Genomic DNA, 16,354 nt, shown 5'->3' with positions numbered 1-16,354 from the left:
TTACTGTTGAACTTCAACCGTCGCAGGTTGTGCGACCGATCAGCAAAAAGCCCCGGATCGCTCCGGGGCTTGGTAGTGCTTCAGGACGTCGCCCGCGACGAGAAGTCAGTAGCGGTAATGATCCGACTTGAACGGGCCTTCCGGCTTGACGCCGATATAGTCGGCCTGGTCCTTGCGCAGTTCGGTCAGCTTGACGCCGATCTTGGCGAGATGCAGCCGCGCCACCTTCTCGTCGAGCGTCTTCGGCAGCACGTAGACCTTCTTCTCGTACTTGCCGTCCTTGTTGTTGGCGAACAGTTCGATCTGCGCCAGCGTCTGGTTGGTGAAGGACGCCGACATCACGAAGGACGGATGACCCATGGCGTTGCCGAGGTTTACGAGGCGACCTTCCGACAGCAGGATGATGCGGTGCTTGTCGGGGAATTCGATCTCGTCGACCTGCGGCTTGATGTTGGTCCACTTCAGGTTACGCAAGCCAGCGATCTGGATTTCGTTATCGAAGTGACCGATGTTGCAGACGATGGCGCGATCCTTCATCGCGCGCATGTGGTCGATGGTGATGATGTCCTTGTTGCCGGTCGCGGTAACGAAGATGTCGGCGCGGGGCGCTGCGTCTTCCATCGTCGTGACTTCATAGCCTTCCATCGCCGCCTGGAGCGCGCAGATCGGATCGACTTCGGAGACCATGACGCGGCAGCCGGCCTGGCGCAGCGACGCCGCCGAGCCCTTGCCGACATCGCCGAAGCCCGCCACCATCGCGGTCTTGCCGGACATCATGACGTCGGTGCCGCGGCGGATGCCGTCGACCAGCGACTCGCGGCAACCGTAGAGATTGTCGAATTTCGATTTCGTCACGCTGTCGTTGACGTTGATGGCGGGGAACAACAGCGTACCCTTGTTCGCCATATCGTAGAGGCGGTGCACGCCCGTGGTGGTCTCCTCCGAGACGCCCTTGATGTTCTTGGCGATCTCGGCGAAGTAACCCTTCGGCTTCTCCTTCAGGAGGCGCTTGACGAGCGCATAGAAGATTTCCTCCTCCTCCGAAGTCGGCTTGTCGAGGAAGGCGGTATCGCCCTGCTCGGCGCGGAAGCCGGCATGCACCAGCATGGTGGCATCGCCGCCGTCATCGAGGATCATGTTGGGCGTGCCGCCGCCGTGCCAGTCGAACAGCTTTGCGGTGTAGTCCCAGTATTCGGCGAGCGTCTCGCCCTTCACCGCAAACACCGGAATGCCGGCGGCGGCGATCGCGGCAGCCGCATGGTCCTGCGTCGAATAGATGTTGCACGACACCCAGCGGATGTCGGCGCCGAGTGCGGCCAGCGTCTCGATCAAGACCGCGGTCTGGATCGTCATGTGCAGGGAGCCGGCGATGCGAGCGCCCTTCAGCGGCTGCTTCGGACCGTATTCCTCGCGCGTCGCCATCAGGCCCGGCATCTCGGTCTCGGCCAGCGAGATTTCCTTGCGGCCGAATTCGGCGAGCGAAATGTCCTTGACGATGTAGTCGGTGAAGGCGGGCTTCTTGGCGGCGGCGGTGGTCATGGGGAGTTTCCCTCTGTTTGAGCTCGTCATTCCGGGGCGCGCGTGAGCCGCGAACCCGGAATCTCGAAATCATGGAAAAAGATTCCGGGTTCACCGCTATCGCGGTGCCCCGGAATGATGCTGTTAAGACTAAACCGCGCGCTTGAGCGGTTCGACCAGATCGGTCTTCTCCCAGGAGAAGCCGCCTTCATTATCGGGCGTGCGACCGAAATGGCCGTAGGCTGCGGTACGCGCGTAAATCGGGCGATTGAGATCGAGATGGGTGCGGATGCCGCGCGGCGTCAAATCCATCGCCTTCGCGGCTGCCTGCTCGAGCTGGTCTTCCGGCACCTTTCCAGTGCCGTGGGTATCGATATAGATCGACAGCGGACGCGCCACACCGATCGCGTAAGCGAGCTGCAGGGTGCAGCGGTCGGCGAGACCGGCGGCGACGATGTTCTTGGCGACATAACGCGCGGCATAGGCGGCCGAACGGTCGACCTTGGTCGGGTCCTTGCCGGAGAAGGCGCCGCCGCCATGCGGGGCCGCGCCGCCATACGTATCGACGATGATCTTTCGGCCGGTAAGACCGGAATCGCCGTCGGGACCGCCGATGTAGAATTTTCCGGTCGGATTGATGTGCCAGATGGTCTTGCCGTTGATCCATTCCTTCGGCAGCGCCTCGCGGACATAGGGTTCGACGATGTCACGAATCTGATTGGAGGTGAGGTCCTCGACCAGATGCTGGTGCGAGACCACGATCTCGCGCACGCCGACCGGCTTGCCGTTCTCGTACTGTACGGTGACCTGGCTCTTGGAATCCGGACCCAGCACCTTCTCGCGGCCGGAGTGGCGCGCTTCGGAAATCAACCGAAGGATCTTGTGGGCGTAGAAGATCGGCGCCGGCATCAGGTCAGGCGTCTCGTTGGTGGCGTAGCCGAACATGATGCCCTGGTCGCCCGCGCCCTCCTCCTGGTTGCTGGGCTGCTTGGCGTCGACGCCCTGCGCGATGTCAGCGGACTGCGGATGCAGCAGGATTTCAATGTCGGCGGTCTTCCAGTGGAAACCCTCCTGCTCGTAGCCGATGTCCTTGATCGCCTCGCGCACGGTGTTTTCGATCTGTTCATTGGTGACCGATTCCGGGCCGCGCGTTTCGCCAGCGATGACGACCTTGTTGGTGGTGGCAAGCGTTTCGCAGGCCGCGCGGATCTGCCAGGGGTCGATGCCCGCCTTCGGGCCTTCCCGGTAGAACAGGTCGACGATCTCGTCCGAGATTCGATCGCAAACCTTGTCCGGATGACCCTCGGAAACCGACTCGCTGGTGAAGAGATAGGAGGCGCGCATCAACAAACCCCTTGTTCCCGCCGGACCCCGGCGGCTGTCTGTGTTGTGTATCCTGGAATGTCAGTCGCGACGCCGCGAAATGACGTAGGATTCGTCGTAAAACCAAAGCCCGTTATGCTTGCGCAGAACCTCTCTGGTGGCATCGAGCGTCCGGCTGTTTTCAGTCATTTCGGTCAACCGGTCGTCTTCGATCTGGGCGACATACACCGCCGCATTCCACGCTGCAAAGGCCGTTGAGGTTCCGATCGAGCCGGTGACCTCGTTGGGCAGCGCTTCCATATCATAACGGAAGATGGAACGGTTATCGGCGTAGGCATTAAAATTAAGGTCCCGCCCGGCCGACCCCAGCTCGTATTTCACCGCGCGCAATAGCTCATGACGGCTCACGGCGAAAGGATTTTCTCCCGGCCAGACTGACTGGATGATTTCCAGGCCTGGATCCTGCCCGTGGGAGTGAATTCCAATCAATCGGCCCCCTGCCCGAAGCGACCGGGCCAGCGGTGCAATGATCCGCTTGGCGCGGAAATTCACAGAGGATTTTGCCCGATAGGGCTGGGAAGCGATCACAAGGTCGAAATTGGCCTCGGTCCGACCGGCCCGTGGGATGATCGAATCAAGCAGGAACCGGTGGTCCTCCCGGTACAGCACCAGCGCCACCGGCCGCTCATAGATCGGCATGCCCGATTTGGGGCTGATATTGGCGCGCCAGTTCTGTTCCAGAAACGGCCCCAATTCGGCGATCTGGGCCTCGAATTCCCCCGACGAGGCCCCCCGCAGGGCCACTTCGTGCCAGATCATGCCCGCGGCTGCCGCAGGCGAGGCCGGCGTCAGCCAGGGCGCCTCCGCATAGTGCATGTTGGTCAGGACGATGACGGTCGCCGGGTGCTCGAACAGCCGGTCCGGCACCTTGTCGAGCGTCAGGCGTACGTCCTCCAGGCTCAACTCCTTGCCGGCGATATAGAACGGCATATGGGGGAAACGGCCGTGCATCGAGCGCATCACCCGCGCGAGCACCGTGCCGTCGCCGACTCCCGCGTCGAATACCCTGAGCGCCGGCGGCCGCGGATGCAGGCTGGACAATTCCAGCGCCACCCGCTCGGCAATCACCCGCTTTTCGCTGCAGGTATGCACGAACAGCAGGTATTTCTGCCGGTTCTCGAAGAAGCGGAAATTGCCCCGGGGATCGCGCTTTTCGGGCGGCACTTCAAGGCCGCGCGGCGGCGGCAGCGCGCCGGTGGACGCCGCGATATAGGCCTGGATGCGGTCCAGCGTATCGATAGTGATGCGCTTGCCCTCGCGCAGCCGCTGCACCAGCTTGCCGTCGTTGACCGCCCTGCGTCCGAACGTCGTCTCCGCCATGTCGGCCTGGCGGCAGAACTCGGTGATCTGGCTGAGGATCTGGTCGTTTTTCATCGGGCCGGGGCTTGGGAAGTCGTGGTGGGCAGCGGTAGTTGGCCAGGTTGTCCTACCACCATCTGCCCACTGGGGGAAATGAATCCCTGCCCGGCCCAAGCGCTGTCATTGCGAGGCGAACGCCCGCCGCTCACGCTCCGCGTAATGACGGCCGAGAGCCTACGACTTCCCCCAAACCTCGTTGGCCACTTCGACCGCGAGGCTGAGCTTGGCCCACTGCTCTTCCTCGGAGAGGATGTTGCCTTCCTCGGTCGAGGCAAAGCCGCATTGCGGCGATACTGCGAGCTGGTCGAGCGGGGCGAACTTGGCGGCCTCATCGAGGCGGCGCTTGATGTCGTCCTTCTTCTCGAGCTCGCCGAACTTCGAGGTGATGACGCCGACCACGACCACCTTGTTACCCTTCGGCAGGTAGCGCAGCGGCTCGAAGCCGCCGGCGCGGTCGGAATCATATTCCAGGAAATAGCCGTCGTAGTTGGTGCCGGCCAGCATGGTCTCGGCCACCGGCTCGTAGCCGCCGGACGAAATCCAGGTGGAGCGGAAATTGCCGCGACAGACGTGCGTCGTGATCACCATGTCGGCCGGGCGCTCCGCAAGTGCATAGTTGATGACGCGCGCATAGATTTCCTGCAGGCCGTCGGGGTTGTCGCCGCGATCGCGCGCCTTCTGCAGTTCGTCCTGCGAGCAGAGATAGGCCCATACGGTGTCGTCGAATTGCAGGTAACGGCAGCCGGCGTCATAAAACGCCTTCACCGCCTTGCGATAGGTCTTGCCGAGGTCGAGGAAGAACTCCTCGAGATCGGGATAGACCTCCTTCGAGATCGACTTGCGGCCGCCGCGGAAATGCAGCACAGCGGGCGACGGGATCGTCATCTTCGGCGTGACGTGAGCTGTATCAGCATGCTTCTTCAGGAAGCGGAAGTGATCCAGCATCGGATGATTGTCGGGGAAGTCGAGCTTGCCGATCACGCGGACGGCGTCGTGCCTCGTTTCCACGCCGGCGAACTGGATGCCCGTTTCGGGGTGGAACAGCTCACAGCCGGTGAGATGGCTAAGAAAGTCGAAATGCCACCAGGAGCGGCGGAACTCGCCATCGGTCGCGAGCTTCAGGCCGATCGAGGCCTGCTTGTGCACGACCTTTTCGATCTCGAGGTCTTCGGCCTTGCGCAGCTCCTCCGCCGTGATCTCACCCTTCTCCAGCTTGGCGCGCGCTTCCTTGATGCGCGGCGGACGCAACAGACTGCCGACCTCGTCGGCGCGGAACGGGGGCTTTGTTCTCTGCATGGTCTCAACTCCCATAAATCTAGTGGGCGGCCGCGCCGGCGACGCCGAGATAGCGTTCGAGCACGGCGGGATCGGCCTTCAACGCGTGGCTTGCCGCATCATGCACGATTGCGCCGCGTTCCAATATCACAACCCGATCGGCCAGCCCCAAAATCTTTTGCGCATTCTGCTCGACAATGATCGAACAGATGCCGCCTGCCCGGGTGATGGTGCCGAGCGCCCTTAATAATTCTTCAACGATGATCGGCGCCAGTCCCTCGGTCGGCTCGTCCAGCAGCAACACCTTGGGATTGAGGGTCAGTGCGCGGCCGATCGCCAGCATCTGCTGCTCGCCGCCGGAAAGCTGGTTGCCAAAATTGTTGCGGCGCTCCTTCAGCCGCGGAAACATCTCGTAGACTTTCTCCACGGTCCATAGTCCGGGCTGGGCCACCGCGGTCATGTTCTCCTCGACCGTCAGCGAGCGAAAGATGTTGCGTTCCTGCGGTACCCAGCCGATCCCGGCCCGCGCCCGCTGGTCCGGGCGCATCGCGGTGATGTCGAGCCCGCCGAGCGCAATCGTGCCGCCGAAACGGCGGGTGATGCCGACGATCGAATTGATCAGCGTGGTCTTGCCGGTGCCGTTGCGCCCCAGCAGCGCCAGCACCTGACCCTCGCCCAGCGACAGCGACATCGAAGGCAACACCACGGCTTCGCCGTAGCCGGCGCGCAAGGCATCGATGGCGAGAAGCTCAGGCATGGGCCGCCTCGCCGAGATAGACCGCCTTCACTTGCGGATCGCGCGCCACTTCGTCCGGCGGGCCTTCCACCAGCATGGCGCCGTTGACCAGCACCGAGATACGGTCGGCGAAGGAGAACACCAGATCCATGTCGTGCTCGATCAGCAGCACCGTGACGTCGCGCGGCAGGGCAGCGACCGCCGCCAGAATATCGTGACGCTCGCTCTCGGGCACACCGGCAGCGGGCTCGTCGAGCAGCAGCACGCGGGGCCGGGTTGCAATGGCGACAGCGATCTCGAGCAGGCGCTGTTTGCCGTAAGGCAGCGTCGCGGTGCGCTCGTTCATTACGTCAAGCAAATGAAAACGTCCCAGCGTTTCCGCGACCTCCTGATTGACCTCGTCGCGCGTGCCCATCCGCCGCCACCAGTCTCCGCCGCGGCCGAGACGTTCCGAGACGGCGAGCCCGACCGTTTCGAGCGGGGTCAGGTCGGCATAGAGCTGATTGATCTGGAAGGTGCGCGACAGCCCACGCAGCACTCGCTTGTGCACCGGCAAATCGGTGATGTCGTTGCCCTCGAGCAGGATCCGTCCCGCATTGGGCTTGAGCACGCCGGTCAGCAAATTGATGACGGTGGTCTTGCCGGCGCCGTTGGGCCCGATCAGGGCATGGCGAGCGCCCTGCTCCACCTTCAGCGACAGCTCGCGCGTGACCCGCAAGCCGCCGAAGGATTTTTCCAGCCCCCTGGTTTCGAGCGCGATCGTCATGGCGCATCACTTTCGGGAACGGCCACGACGGCCTTGCGTCCGAAGACCTGACGGATGACGAGGTTCGGCCCCCAAAGCACCCAGCGATGGATGCGTTCGCGGCCGATCAACACCATCACGACCAGCACGAGACCGATCCAGAACAGCCAGTATTGCGGCGTGATGGTCTGAAACAGCTCCTGCAGCATCTTGAACACGACGGCGCCGATCAGCCCGCCATAGAGATAGCCGGTGCCGCCGATCACGAGCACCAGCATCAGATCGGCCGAGCGCTCGAACGCGAACACGTCGAGCGAGGCCAGCGCCGTGGTCTGGGTGAACAGCGCCCCGGCAATGCCGGCGTAGAACGCGGCGATCGTATAGATCGCGATCAGGCGTCGGTTGACGGGCACGCCGATGGCCGACGCCCGCAGCGGATTATTCTTGATCGCGCGCAGCGACAGGCCGAACGGCGAATTCACGATCCGCCGCGCCAGCAGAAACAGCAGGAACAGCACGATCAGCGAATAGAAGAATCCGGTCTTGCCGAACATGTCGAACGCAAACAGGCCGAGGATCGGCTGCATCTCGATGCCCTGCAGCCCGTCGGTGCCGCCGGTGATATTGGAGAACCGTTCCGCCAGCGCTTCGAGCAGCAGCGCAATGCCGAGCGTCACCATCAGCCGTGTGAGGTCGACGCCGCGGATGACGAGGAAACTGGTGAGGAAACCGAGCACCATGGCGACGAGGCCGGCGACGACCAGCGCGATTACCGGCTCGTTGATGATGCCATGCAGCGCCAGCAGCCCGGCCGAATAGGCGCCGACGCCAAAGAACGCGGCGTGCCCCAGCGAGACAATGCCGGCGTAGCCGAGGATCAGATCGAGCGACAGCGTGAACAACGCCAGCCGCAAGATATCGGTCATGATCAGATAGCGGGACGGAAACAGGAACGCGCAGGACAGCGCGAGAATCCAGAACGCGATCTCGGCCGGGCGCCAGCGGGCGCGGGCGATGGCATGGGATGAGACGTCGGAGGCTGCGGTCATCGCGGACTCATCGCGCGGCGGCGCGGCCGAACAGACCGTTCGGACGCCAGATCAGGATAACGATCATGATGGTGTAGATGACGAACGGTCCCATCTTCGGCACGTAATATTTGCCGGCGACGTCGCCGATGCCGAGCAGCAGCGATGCCAGGAACGGCCCGGTGATACTGGAGGAGCCGCCTACGGTGACCACGATCAAAAAGTAGATCATGAATTTTAGCGGAAAATACGGATCAAGCCCGAGGATCTCGGCGCTCAGCGCACCGCCGAGGCCGGCAAGGCCGCAGCCAAAGGCGAAGGTGAACGCAAACACCTGCGGCACGTTGATGCCGAGGCCGCTAGCGGCGCGCGGATCGTCCACCGCTGCGCGCAGGCGGCTGCCGAAACGGGTTTTCGCCAAAATCAATTGCAGCGCCACCGTGAGCAGGCCGCAGATCACGATGATCATCAGCCGGTAGCGGCCGATGCCGACGCCGAAGAAGTCGAACTGTCCCTCCAGCGCCGCCGGCAGTTTGATGAAAATCCGCGACGATCCCATGATGTAATCGACTGCCGCCACCGACATGAAGGTGAGGCCGATCGTGAACAGCACCTGGTCGAGATGGCTGCGGGTGTAGAGGTGGCGATAGAGCGTGCGCTCCAGCGCCACGCCAACCAGCGCAGCCGTAACAAAGGCCAGCGGCAGCGCGGAAAAGAACGGCCAACCCTGGTTGTTGACCAGCACCGCGCAGATATAGCCGCCGGTCATGGCGAAGGCGCCATGAGCCAGATTGACAAAATTCATCAACCCGAGTGTCACCGCCAGCCCGCAGGCGAGCACGAACAGCAGCATGCCGTAGGCGACACCGTCGAACAGGATGGTGAATAGCGTGGTCATTGGTCAGCGAAGTCTAACAATGCTAGCGAGGGACACGAAATCAACGGCATCGTCATGGCCGGGCTTGTCCCCGCCATCCACGACTTCCCGTTGAGGGGCGTGGATGCCCGGGTCAAGCCCGGGCATGACGTGGAGAGAGCGGGAGATGCGCCCCGGAATGACCTTCGGTCACTTCTTCGTCTTGCCCGAATCCTTCACCGCCTCGAAGGTCGCGAACTCGACGTTGTAGAGTTCGCCGTCGACCTTCTCGACCTTGCGGATGTAGATGTTCTGCACGATGTCGCGGGTTTCCGGATCGATCATGATCGGGCCGCGGGGGCTTTCCCACTTTGCGCCCTTCATCGCCGCGATCAGCGCGTCGCCGTCGGTCTTGCCGCCGGTCTTCTTCAGCGCCTCGTAGATCAACCGGATGCCGTCATAGCCGCCGACCGCCATGAAGCCCGGGCGCTGGCCGAACGCCTTCTTGTAGGCGGCGACGAATTCCTTGTTCGCGGCCGAGGGATGCGCGGCCGAATAGAGATGGGCCGTCACCGTGCCGAGCGCCGCGTCGCCCATGCCGTTGAGCAGGTCGTCGTCCATCACGTCGCCGGGGCCGATCACCTTGATGCCCGCCTTGTCGAGGCCGCGCTCGGCATACTGCTTCATGAAGTTGCCGCCTTGGCCTGCCGGCACGAACACGAACACGGCGTCGGGCTTGGAATCCTTCATGCGCTGCAAGAACGGAGCAAAATCAGGGTTTTGCAGCGGCACCTTCACCTCTTCGACGATCTCCCCGCCGCCGGCGGTGAAGTTCTGCTTGAAGAAGTTCAGCGCGTCGTTGCCGGGCGCGTAGTCGGAGGTCAGCGTCGCGACCTTCTTGATGCCGTTCTTCGCGGCCCAATCACCGATGATGGTGCACGACTGCGCCAGCGTGAAGGAGGTGCGGACGATATAGGGCGAGCGCTCCGTGATGATCGACGTGCCCGCCGCCATCACGATTTCGGGAACCTTGGCCTGCGTCGCCAGCGGCGCCGCCGCGAGCGCAGCGGGCGTCACGCCAAAACCTGCGATGAAATTGACCTTGTCGTTGACGATCAGTTCCTGCGCGAGGCGCTTGGTGTTGTCGGGAACCGCACCGTCGTCCTTCAGGATGACTTCGATCTTCTTGCCGGCGACGGTATCGCCGTTCTGCTGCATGTAGAGCTTGACCGCGTTGTCGATCTGCTTGCCGGTCGAGGCCTGGCCGCCGGTCATCGGCAGGATCAGGCCGATCTTGACGGCGTGTTGGGCGTGGGCCGGCGCAAGCGCCAGCATCGCGGCGACCGAGCCTGCGGCCAGCAATATTTGACTGCGAATAGACATGAGCATCTCTCCCCCTGATCGGCCTTGTGTCTCGAACCGAGTCCCCGGCCCTTGATCTCACCATAACCCAGAATTTTCCGCCGGGCAGCGCGGCAACATGGCGTCCTTGGCCGCCCTTTTGTCAATCGGACCATTGGCGGGTCGCAGCGAAGAAGCCGCATAGCCGCAAAAGATGTGACGGATGGTACAATACGATCCGATATCGCTTGCCCGAACCTCCCGCGATTGCCGCCTCATTTGTACGATTGTACAAATGAAATGGTCCTGTCAACAAAGAACCGCTCTCGCCGGTTCCCAGAGCAGCGCCCTAAATCCATCATCCTTAAACGGTTAAGGTTGTAGTCTTCTGCCGATGCCGACCAGCGCGCGCCACATTGTCACGATCGTCACCGTTGCCCTCGCGGGCTGCGGCTTGAGCGGCTGTGGGACCATCAACGAGAAAGTCTCAGCCGGCGTCAGCGATGCCATTCCGGCCTGGGCCGGCGGCCTGCCCGCCGACGCGCCGCCGCGTCCGGGAACGGCGAAGTATGACGAGTACATGCGGGAGCGCGAGCGAAAGCGCCTGATGCCGGCTTCCGAGCGCGACAAGGAGACCAACCCGGCTCCCGCATCCAAGGATGCGGCGCGCTAATCCATAAACACCACGGTCTTGCGGCCGTTGAGGATGACGCGGTCCTCGAGATGATGGCGCATGGCACGCGCCAGCACGCGGCGTTCAATGTCGCGGCCCTTGCGCGAGAGATCTTCAGGCGTATCGCGATGGCTGATGCGCTCGACGTCCTGGTCGATGATCGGGCCTTCGTCGAGGTCGCGGGTGACGTAGTGCGCGGTGGCGCCGATCAGCTTGACGCCGCGCTCATGGGCCTGGTGATAGGGACGCGCGCCCTTGAAGCCCGGCAGGAACGAATGGTGGATGTTGATGCAGCGCCCGGACAGTTTTGCCGACATTTCGTCCGACAGGATCTGCATGTAGCGCGCCAGCACGACGAGATCGGTCTTTGTGTCCTGAACCAGTTTCCAGACCGCCTCTTCCTGCTCGCGCTTGGTTTCCTTCGTCACCGGCAAATAGTGGAACGGGATCTCGCCGAAATCGAGCGAGCTGTAGGTCTCGCGCGGATGGTTGGAAACGATCGCGGTCGGTATCATCTCGAGTTCGCCGGTGCGCCAGCGATAGAGGATGTCGACCAGGCAATGATCCGACTTGGAAACCAGCAGCATCACCCGGCGGCGATTGGCGCGGTCGCGCATCTGCCAGTCCATGTTGAAGCGCTCGGCGATCGCGGCAAAGCCGGTCTGCAGCGCCTGCAATTCGACGGCGAGATCGGCGGCGGTGAACACCACCCGCATGAAGAATTTCATGGTCTCGACGTCGTCGAACTGCTGGGCATCCAAAATGTTCTGACCGTTATGGGCCAGAAAGGTCGACACCGCGGAAACGATGCCGGGGCGATCCGGGCAGGACAGGGTCAGGACGAATTGGTGATCGGGCATGGCGCTGACTTGACTACAATTCAGGCAGAAGGGTGAAAACCTCGGATTTGCGGCCCTGCTCTATCACCGCAGACGCGCTTGCGCCAATCCGGAAACCGGGGTCAGGATGAACAAAGCGCGAAGCAAAAGCGTTGGAGCGAGATCATGGCTGACAGATTGAACGGTTACCGCATCCTGATCCTGGAAACGCGCGAGGAAGCGCAGTTCTCCCGCCTGCTCACCGAGCAGGGCGCCGACGTGCTGCAATGCCCGATGTTCACCATCCACGATGCGCCGGACCCGGCGCCGGTCGAAGCCTGGATCAGGCGGTCGATCGAAAAGCCCTTCGACGATTTGGTGCTGATGACGGGCGAAGGCCTGCGCCGGCTGATGAAGGTGGTCCGGCGCATCGGCGTCGAGCAGGAATTCATTGCCGCCCTCGGCAACGCACGCAAATTCGCCCGTGGTCCCAAGCCGGGCAAGGCGCTGCGCGAAATCGGGCTGGAACCACAGATGACGACGGAGAAGCCAACCTCCGAAGGCGTCGCCGAGATGCTGTCACGCCTCGACCTCAGCGGCCATCGCCTCGGCTTGCAGCTCTATCCGGACAAGGACCACAGCGTCCTGATCGGCGCGATCAAGGCGCAAGGGGCCGAGGTCGATACCGTGCTGCCTTACGTCTACGACGCACAGGCCGCCGACACTAACATCATCAATGCGATCGACGAGATGGCGGCCGGCCGCATCGACGCGATCGCGCTCACCAATCTCGGCCAGATTCGTCGCCTGATCGAAGTCGCGCGTGCGCGCGGCTGCGAGGACCGGTTACGCGAAGGGCTCGATCGCACCCCGATCGCATCCGTCGGACCGGCGGTGTCACATGAATTGAAGTCCCACGGCCTGCGCACCGACATCTATCCGGCGGAGGACGCATTCTTCATGCGGCCGCTGATCTCGGCGATGGCGGCGGAGCTTGGCAAGCATCCGCCGCGCGCGGCTGCCGGAAGCTGACAGTTCATCCACACGCCAGATGCTTGTGACCGGCCCAACGTCCGCTTTACCGCTAAAGTGGACATTACGCGCTGATCTTCGCATGTCAACGAGGGGCTAACGGAAGTCACGAATGGACTACAGCTACTCCATCGTCAGCGATTAATATCTCACGTGAACTGGTTCACAAATGCACGAGAGGGCCAAACGTAACCGCGCACGATACGCGAGCCCGGGCTCTTAGCGGATGTGCGCTAGTGCGATCAGCAGGTCCGAGAAAGCGTCGAACATCGACGTCCACCGCGCTTTCCAATGATCCCAAAAACGATTAATCTCATCCTCTTCACGCAATTCAGAAACTTGATCGGAGAATAAGCCGCACGATAAATTAGATGGAGGAACCTATGGTGAAGAGAGCGATTACGCTCGGCGGCGGTGGTCCCGCAGCCGGCCTGCACATCGGGGTTCTGGAAGCTATTGCCGCTGCCGACATAAAGCCGAAGATAACGTTTGATGTGTGGGCATTGTCCTGCATCGGCGCCTGGGTTGGCATTGTTTACAATCAATCCGGCGATAAAATTGAAAACAAAAAGTTGAACACAAAGACGGGGCCGACCTGACCTATCCATTCTTCAAGGATGGAGTTTTTCGGGAGGACTAAAGCTATGCGCGCTTTCCGACAAACACCATCTTCGGACCGGATTGGCGCAAGCAACATACCGGATTGGCGCAAGCAACATAAAGGCTCTGAATAACTTCGTCACCGACCGCGACAACGACAAAGGCTTCCTCTGGGAATCCGTACATTCCCGACTAAGCAAGAAGACCCAACGATGTCCCTGAACAGGCTTAGGTCGGAGGGCTACAACGTATCGAGCTGATCACGCGGACAGCATCCGCCGTCCTGATCGACAGAGCGAGGATCCTCGAAAGCATTTCGAGGTTCTGCGCTACCTGGAGCTGTAGGTCAACGTTACGTCTGAGTAGGAGCAAGTATCATGCCAAACTTTAAATATTACGTTGTGAGCACGGACACACGTGAGCTCCTGATTTTTTACGGCAGCAAACCGCCAGATAATGAGCCGGAGAACGAGCTTGAAGCCGACGAAACGGCCTTCAGGGAGCGATGGGTCCCCCGGACCTGGACGATCGTGCATTCCTGTGACGATGAAGAAGCAGCGAAAACGAAGCTCGAGGAAGAACGCGCGAAATTGGCTGATCAGAAGAGAGGCGAAGCGAAGGGCAGGAAGTGAAAGCCATAGCCCCGGATGGACCAGGAAGGAGCACACAATGGGTGACGCTCAACGATTGGGAGTTGATTGGACACAGCAGCAGTGGGGGGCCATCGACGCGGCAGTCGCATCGGAAGTGAAACGCGTTCGGGTCGTGGAACAAGTGATTCCGACGATGAAAGTCGGTGCAAACGACAAGACAGTCGCCATTGATCGGATCGACGCTCTGACGCGCACCATCGATGACGTGACGACGATCCCGCTACCCGAAATCTCGGTCCAGTTCTTCTTGGATAAGCAGCAGGTACAGCAACCCGAGCTCACGCGCGCACTTTCATTGGCTCGACGCGCCGCGAGCGACTTTGCTCGCATCGAGGATGAGGTACTTCTTCGCGGCCTAGCAGTCGTTGCTAACGGCTATCGGCCAGATGGTCGCGCCCTGCCGAGGCGCGCGGATATTCAACGCGGGCAGGACCGCGCGAACTATGATGGCTTGGCTGGTGGTGCTCGCAATGTCGCCTACGGCCCGCGCCGCCGGCCGCATCAGCTAGTGAATGCTACGGGGGGCGGATTCGGTTACGGCCCCCGCATCGTTTCGGCCGTAGCCGAAGCGATTGTCATTTTGGAAGCAGCCGGACACATGGGGCCATATCACCTGATTCTCGGACGCGATGCTTTCATCGCCGCCCTCACACCGAACGCACCCGCGCTGGTGCTTCCAAAGGACCAGATAGAGCCTCTTTTAGCATCGCCCATTCGACGTTCCCCGGCGCTTGATGCGGAAGAAGGAGTGCTTGTTTCGGTCGGAGGCGAGCCCGCAGACCGAGTCGTTGCTGTAGAACCAACGCTGCGCTTCATCGAAACGACCGCGCAGGATCAGTACCGCTTCCGAGTCTACGGCGTGCTCGCGATGCGTCGCAAGGAGCCGGAAGCTGCGGTGCAGCTGTTGTTCCCGCCATAGCGCCACCCACCGCAGTGCAAGCAACAACTCTTCGTGTAATTCAAAAGCTCGATCGGAGAATGTTCAAATTGAACCACGCAACAGATTAAATGGAGGAATCAATGGTGAAGAGAGCAATTGCGCTTGGTGGTGGTGGACCGGCAGCAGGGCTGCACATCGGGGTTCTGGAAGCTCTTGTCGCCAACGGTATAACGTTTGATGTGTGGGCACTATCCTGCATCGGCGCTTGGGTTGGGATCGTTTACAATCAGTGGGGTGACAACGAAGATAAGGTCGAAAAGACTTATCAATTCTTCAAGAATGGCGTTTTTCGAGATGACGAAAGCTATAAGCGCTTTCCTATAAACACCGTCTTCGGACCGGATTGGCGAAGCAACATACAAGCTCTGAATAACTTCGTCACCGACCCCAGCAATTATAAAGACTTCCTATGGGACCCGTACAAGGTGATGGATGTCTTCCAGGACTCCATGGAGCTCGTGTCCAATCAGCTGCCCGGTAAAAAGAAAAAGTTTAAAAGATTGGATGAAGGAGACTTCAATAGATGGATTCTCAACCAAGCGATGGCGACCAATCCCTTCGTCCGTTATCTCACATCGATGATGTACTTGTCCAATGTCAACGGCCTGTCCAGGATCAACTATCCCGATAGCGAGTTTATGAAGAGTATAAATTTCGAGGAGCTGGAAAAGCAAGGAAAGCCAGCCATCTTTCACAACGCGTGGAATCTCGACGAACAGAAGCTCGCATTGTTTTCCAATTGTGAAATGAAAAATACAAAAGAGTACAAGGGTCCTATCGATGCACGCTCTCTATGTGCGTGTTCGGCCCTTCCCTTCGTCGAGGGAACCGTAGAGATCGACGGAGTTACATACTGCGAAGGAGCTTTGGTCGACACGGTCAACTTCTGGAACTTACTCGAGGAACACCCCAATCTAGACGAAATATGGGTGAGCAGGATCGTCGATTCGAAGCAAATCCGAAAACCGGAAAATCTTCATGATGCCTTGGCAAATCTTTGCCAATTGTTCGCAGCAACCGTTGGCGAAGATGACGTCAAGCTGTTCAAATACCATGTCCGGTATGACAATCCGGGAACAGGGAAGGAATGGAACGGCACAGTCGTCGAGATTCACGTGCCGGGGCACATCAATTTCAAATGGAATCACAGCAATCTGGATAACGGGCGAAAGCTGGGGAAAGCCGCTGCGGATCAAGCAATTGCAGTGTATGGCAGAGAGATAAAAGAAAAGCCGCACAACAAGCCACATTTTATAAACGAGGCTCCTTCAGAGAAAGACGAGATGGGATGGCGAAGGCTGCTCGATTATCACAAAGATCTAAAGCAAGCCGCTGAACGGCGCGCAACGGCAGGATGAGGGAGGCCTTGATTGGCTCGCCAGGCAGATGCCGGATTG

16 protein-coding genes are annotated in these 16,354 nt (G+C 60.8%); 6 read left to right on the top strand and 10 right to left on the bottom strand.

Annotated features, from left to right (window positions below; genetic code table 11):
- Positions 1 to 105: 105 nt before the first annotated feature.
- The 9 genes from ahcY to V1290_RS30720 form a co-directional block, all read right to left on the bottom strand.
- The gene (gene ahcY / locus V1290_RS30760; RefSeq protein ID WP_334367845.1) at positions 106 to 1,539 is read right to left on the bottom strand and encodes an adenosylhomocysteinase; all 1,434 of its coding nucleotides are present in this window, start codon (positions 1,537 to 1,539) and stop codon (positions 106 to 108) included.
- 129 nt (positions 1,540 to 1,668) lie between these two features.
- Positions 1,669 to 2,862 (bottom strand): methionine adenosyltransferase, encoded by a 1,194-nt coding sequence (gene metK / locus V1290_RS30755; RefSeq protein WP_334367844.1) that lies wholly within the window; start codon positions 2,860 to 2,862, stop codon positions 1,669 to 1,671.
- Between the two features lie 60 nt (positions 2,863 to 2,922).
- Positions 2,923 to 4,275: a hypothetical protein gene (locus V1290_RS30750; protein WP_334369225.1), complete on the bottom strand. Its 1,353-nt coding sequence runs from the start codon at positions 4,273 to 4,275 to the stop codon at positions 2,923 to 2,925.
- 159 nt (positions 4,276 to 4,434) lie between these two features.
- Entirely contained in the window at positions 4,435 to 5,556 is a 1,122-nt protein-coding gene (locus tag V1290_RS30745; protein WP_334367843.1) for a cobalamin-independent methionine synthase II family protein, read from the bottom strand.
- A gap of 19 nt (positions 5,557 to 5,575) precedes the next feature.
- On the bottom strand, positions 5,576 to 6,292 hold the full coding sequence (locus V1290_RS30740) for an ABC transporter ATP-binding protein (protein WP_334367842.1): 717 nt from the start codon (positions 6,290 to 6,292) through the stop codon (positions 5,576 to 5,578).
- Positions 6,285 to 7,037 (bottom strand): ABC transporter ATP-binding protein, encoded by a 753-nt coding sequence (locus tag V1290_RS30735; RefSeq protein ID WP_334367841.1) that lies wholly within the window; start codon positions 7,035 to 7,037, stop codon positions 6,285 to 6,287. The genes V1290_RS30740 and V1290_RS30735 overlap by 8 nt, the downstream gene beginning before the upstream one ends.
- Positions 7,034 to 8,065 (bottom strand): branched-chain amino acid ABC transporter permease, encoded by a 1,032-nt coding sequence (locus tag V1290_RS30730; protein ID WP_334367840.1) that lies wholly within the window; start codon positions 8,063 to 8,065, stop codon positions 7,034 to 7,036. The genes V1290_RS30735 and V1290_RS30730 overlap by 4 nt, the downstream gene beginning before the upstream one ends.
- 7 nt (positions 8,066 to 8,072) lie before the next feature.
- On the bottom strand, positions 8,073 to 8,942 hold the full coding sequence (locus V1290_RS30725; protein WP_213290901.1) for a branched-chain amino acid ABC transporter permease: 870 nt from the start codon (positions 8,940 to 8,942) through the stop codon (positions 8,073 to 8,075).
- 168 nt (positions 8,943 to 9,110) lie between these two features.
- Positions 9,111 to 10,283: an ABC transporter substrate-binding protein gene (locus tag V1290_RS30720; protein ID WP_334367839.1), complete on the bottom strand. Its 1,173-nt coding sequence runs from the start codon at positions 10,281 to 10,283 to the stop codon at positions 9,111 to 9,113.
- Positions 10,284 to 10,635: 352 nt separating this feature from the next.
- On the opposite strand from V1290_RS30720, the gene V1290_RS30715 reads away from it, so the two are divergent.
- Positions 10,636 to 10,914: a hypothetical protein gene (locus V1290_RS30715; protein WP_334367838.1), complete on the top strand. Its 279-nt coding sequence runs from the start codon at positions 10,636 to 10,638 to the stop codon at positions 10,912 to 10,914.
- On the opposite strand, the gene purU is transcribed toward V1290_RS30715, so the two are convergent.
- Positions 10,911 to 11,774 (bottom strand): formyltetrahydrofolate deformylase, encoded by an 864-nt coding sequence (gene purU, locus V1290_RS30710; protein WP_334367837.1) that lies wholly within the window; start codon positions 11,772 to 11,774, stop codon positions 10,911 to 10,913. The two genes, V1290_RS30715 and purU, sit on opposite strands and share 4 nt — an antisense overlap.
- Before the next feature lie 144 nt (positions 11,775 to 11,918).
- On the opposite strand from purU, the gene V1290_RS30705 reads away from it, so the two are divergent.
- The 5 genes from V1290_RS30705 (at position 11,919) to V1290_RS30685 (ending at position 16,315) form a co-directional block, all read left to right on the top strand.
- On the top strand, positions 11,919 to 12,764 hold the full coding sequence (locus tag V1290_RS30705) for a uroporphyrinogen-III synthase (RefSeq protein WP_334367836.1): 846 nt from the start codon (positions 11,919 to 11,921) through the stop codon (positions 12,762 to 12,764).
- Between the two features lie 383 nt (positions 12,765 to 13,147).
- The gene (locus V1290_RS30700) at positions 13,148 to 13,363 is read left to right on the top strand and encodes a patatin-like phospholipase family protein (RefSeq protein ID WP_334367835.1); all 216 of its coding nucleotides are present in this window, start codon (positions 13,148 to 13,150) and stop codon (positions 13,361 to 13,363) included.
- 378 nt (positions 13,364 to 13,741) lie between these two features.
- Positions 13,742 to 13,996, top strand: a complete 255-nt coding sequence (locus V1290_RS30695; protein WP_334367834.1) for a hypothetical protein — start codon at positions 13,742 to 13,744, stop codon at positions 13,994 to 13,996.
- Positions 13,997 to 14,033: 37 nt separating this feature from the next.
- Positions 14,034 to 14,936, top strand: coding sequence for an encapsulin (locus tag V1290_RS30690; protein ID WP_334367833.1), 903 nt, complete (start codon positions 14,034 to 14,036; stop codon positions 14,934 to 14,936).
- Positions 14,937 to 15,037: 101 nt separating this feature from the next.
- Positions 15,038 to 16,315, top strand: a complete 1,278-nt coding sequence (locus V1290_RS30685) for a patatin-like phospholipase family protein (RefSeq protein ID WP_334367832.1) — start codon at positions 15,038 to 15,040, stop codon at positions 16,313 to 16,315.
- The last annotated feature ends 39 nt before the right edge of the window (positions 16,316 to 16,354 follow it).

It is taken from the genome of Bradyrhizobium sp. AZCC 1578, from assembly GCF_036924675.1.
Classification (GTDB): Bacteria; Pseudomonadota; Alphaproteobacteria; order Rhizobiales; family Xanthobacteraceae; genus Bradyrhizobium.
Note: the sequence above shows the minus strand (reverse complement) of the source record. Positions and strands in the feature narration are given on the sequence as shown.

Bases quoted from the DNA above. Each gene is read 5' to 3' on its own strand.
- V1290_RS30730 (WP_334367840.1), bottom strand. From the start codon at position 8,065: ATGACCGCAGCCTCCGACGTCTCATCCCATGCCATCGCCCGCGCCCGC.
- V1290_RS30700 (WP_334367835.1), top strand. From the start codon at position 13,148: ATGGTGAAGAGAGCGATTACGCTCGGCGGCGGTGGTCCCGCAGCCGGC.
- V1290_RS30705 (WP_334367836.1), top strand. From the start codon at position 11,919: ATGGCTGACAGATTGAACGGTTACCGCATCCTGATCCTGGAAACGCGC.
- V1290_RS30690 (WP_334367833.1), top strand. From the start codon at position 14,034: ATGGGTGACGCTCAACGATTGGGAGTTGATTGGACACAGCAGCAGTGG.
- metK (WP_334367844.1), bottom strand. From the start codon at position 2,862: ATGCGCGCCTCCTATCTCTTCACCAGCGAGTCGGTTTCCGAGGGTCAT.
- V1290_RS30740 (WP_334367842.1), bottom strand. From the start codon at position 6,292: ATGCCTGAGCTTCTCGCCATCGATGCCTTGCGCGCCGGCTACGGCGAA.
- V1290_RS30745 (WP_334367843.1), bottom strand. From the start codon at position 5,556: ATGCAGAGAACAAAGCCCCCGTTCCGCGCCGACGAGGTCGGCAGTCTG.
- V1290_RS30735 (WP_334367841.1), bottom strand. From the start codon at position 7,037: ATGACGATCGCGCTCGAAACCAGGGGGCTGGAAAAATCCTTCGGCGGC.
- V1290_RS30750 (WP_334369225.1), bottom strand. From the start codon at position 4,275: ATGAAAAACGACCAGATCCTCAGCCAGATCACCGAGTTCTGCCGCCAG.
- V1290_RS30720 (WP_334367839.1), bottom strand. From the start codon at position 10,283: ATGTCTATTCGCAGTCAAATATTGCTGGCCGCAGGCTCGGTCGCCGCG.
- V1290_RS30725 (WP_213290901.1), bottom strand. From the start codon at position 8,942: ATGACCACGCTATTCACCATCCTGTTCGACGGTGTCGCCTACGGCATG.
- ahcY (WP_334367845.1), bottom strand. From the start codon at position 1,539: ATGACCACCGCCGCCGCCAAGAAGCCCGCCTTCACCGACTACATCGTC.
- V1290_RS30695 (WP_334367834.1), top strand. From the start codon at position 13,742: ATGCCAAACTTTAAATATTACGTTGTGAGCACGGACACACGTGAGCTC.
- V1290_RS30715 (WP_334367838.1), top strand. From the start codon at position 10,636: ATGCCGACCAGCGCGCGCCACATTGTCACGATCGTCACCGTTGCCCTC.
- V1290_RS30685 (WP_334367832.1), top strand. From the start codon at position 15,038: ATGGTGAAGAGAGCAATTGCGCTTGGTGGTGGTGGACCGGCAGCAGGG.
- purU (WP_334367837.1), bottom strand. From the start codon at position 11,774: ATGCCCGATCACCAATTCGTCCTGACCCTGTCCTGCCCGGATCGCCCC.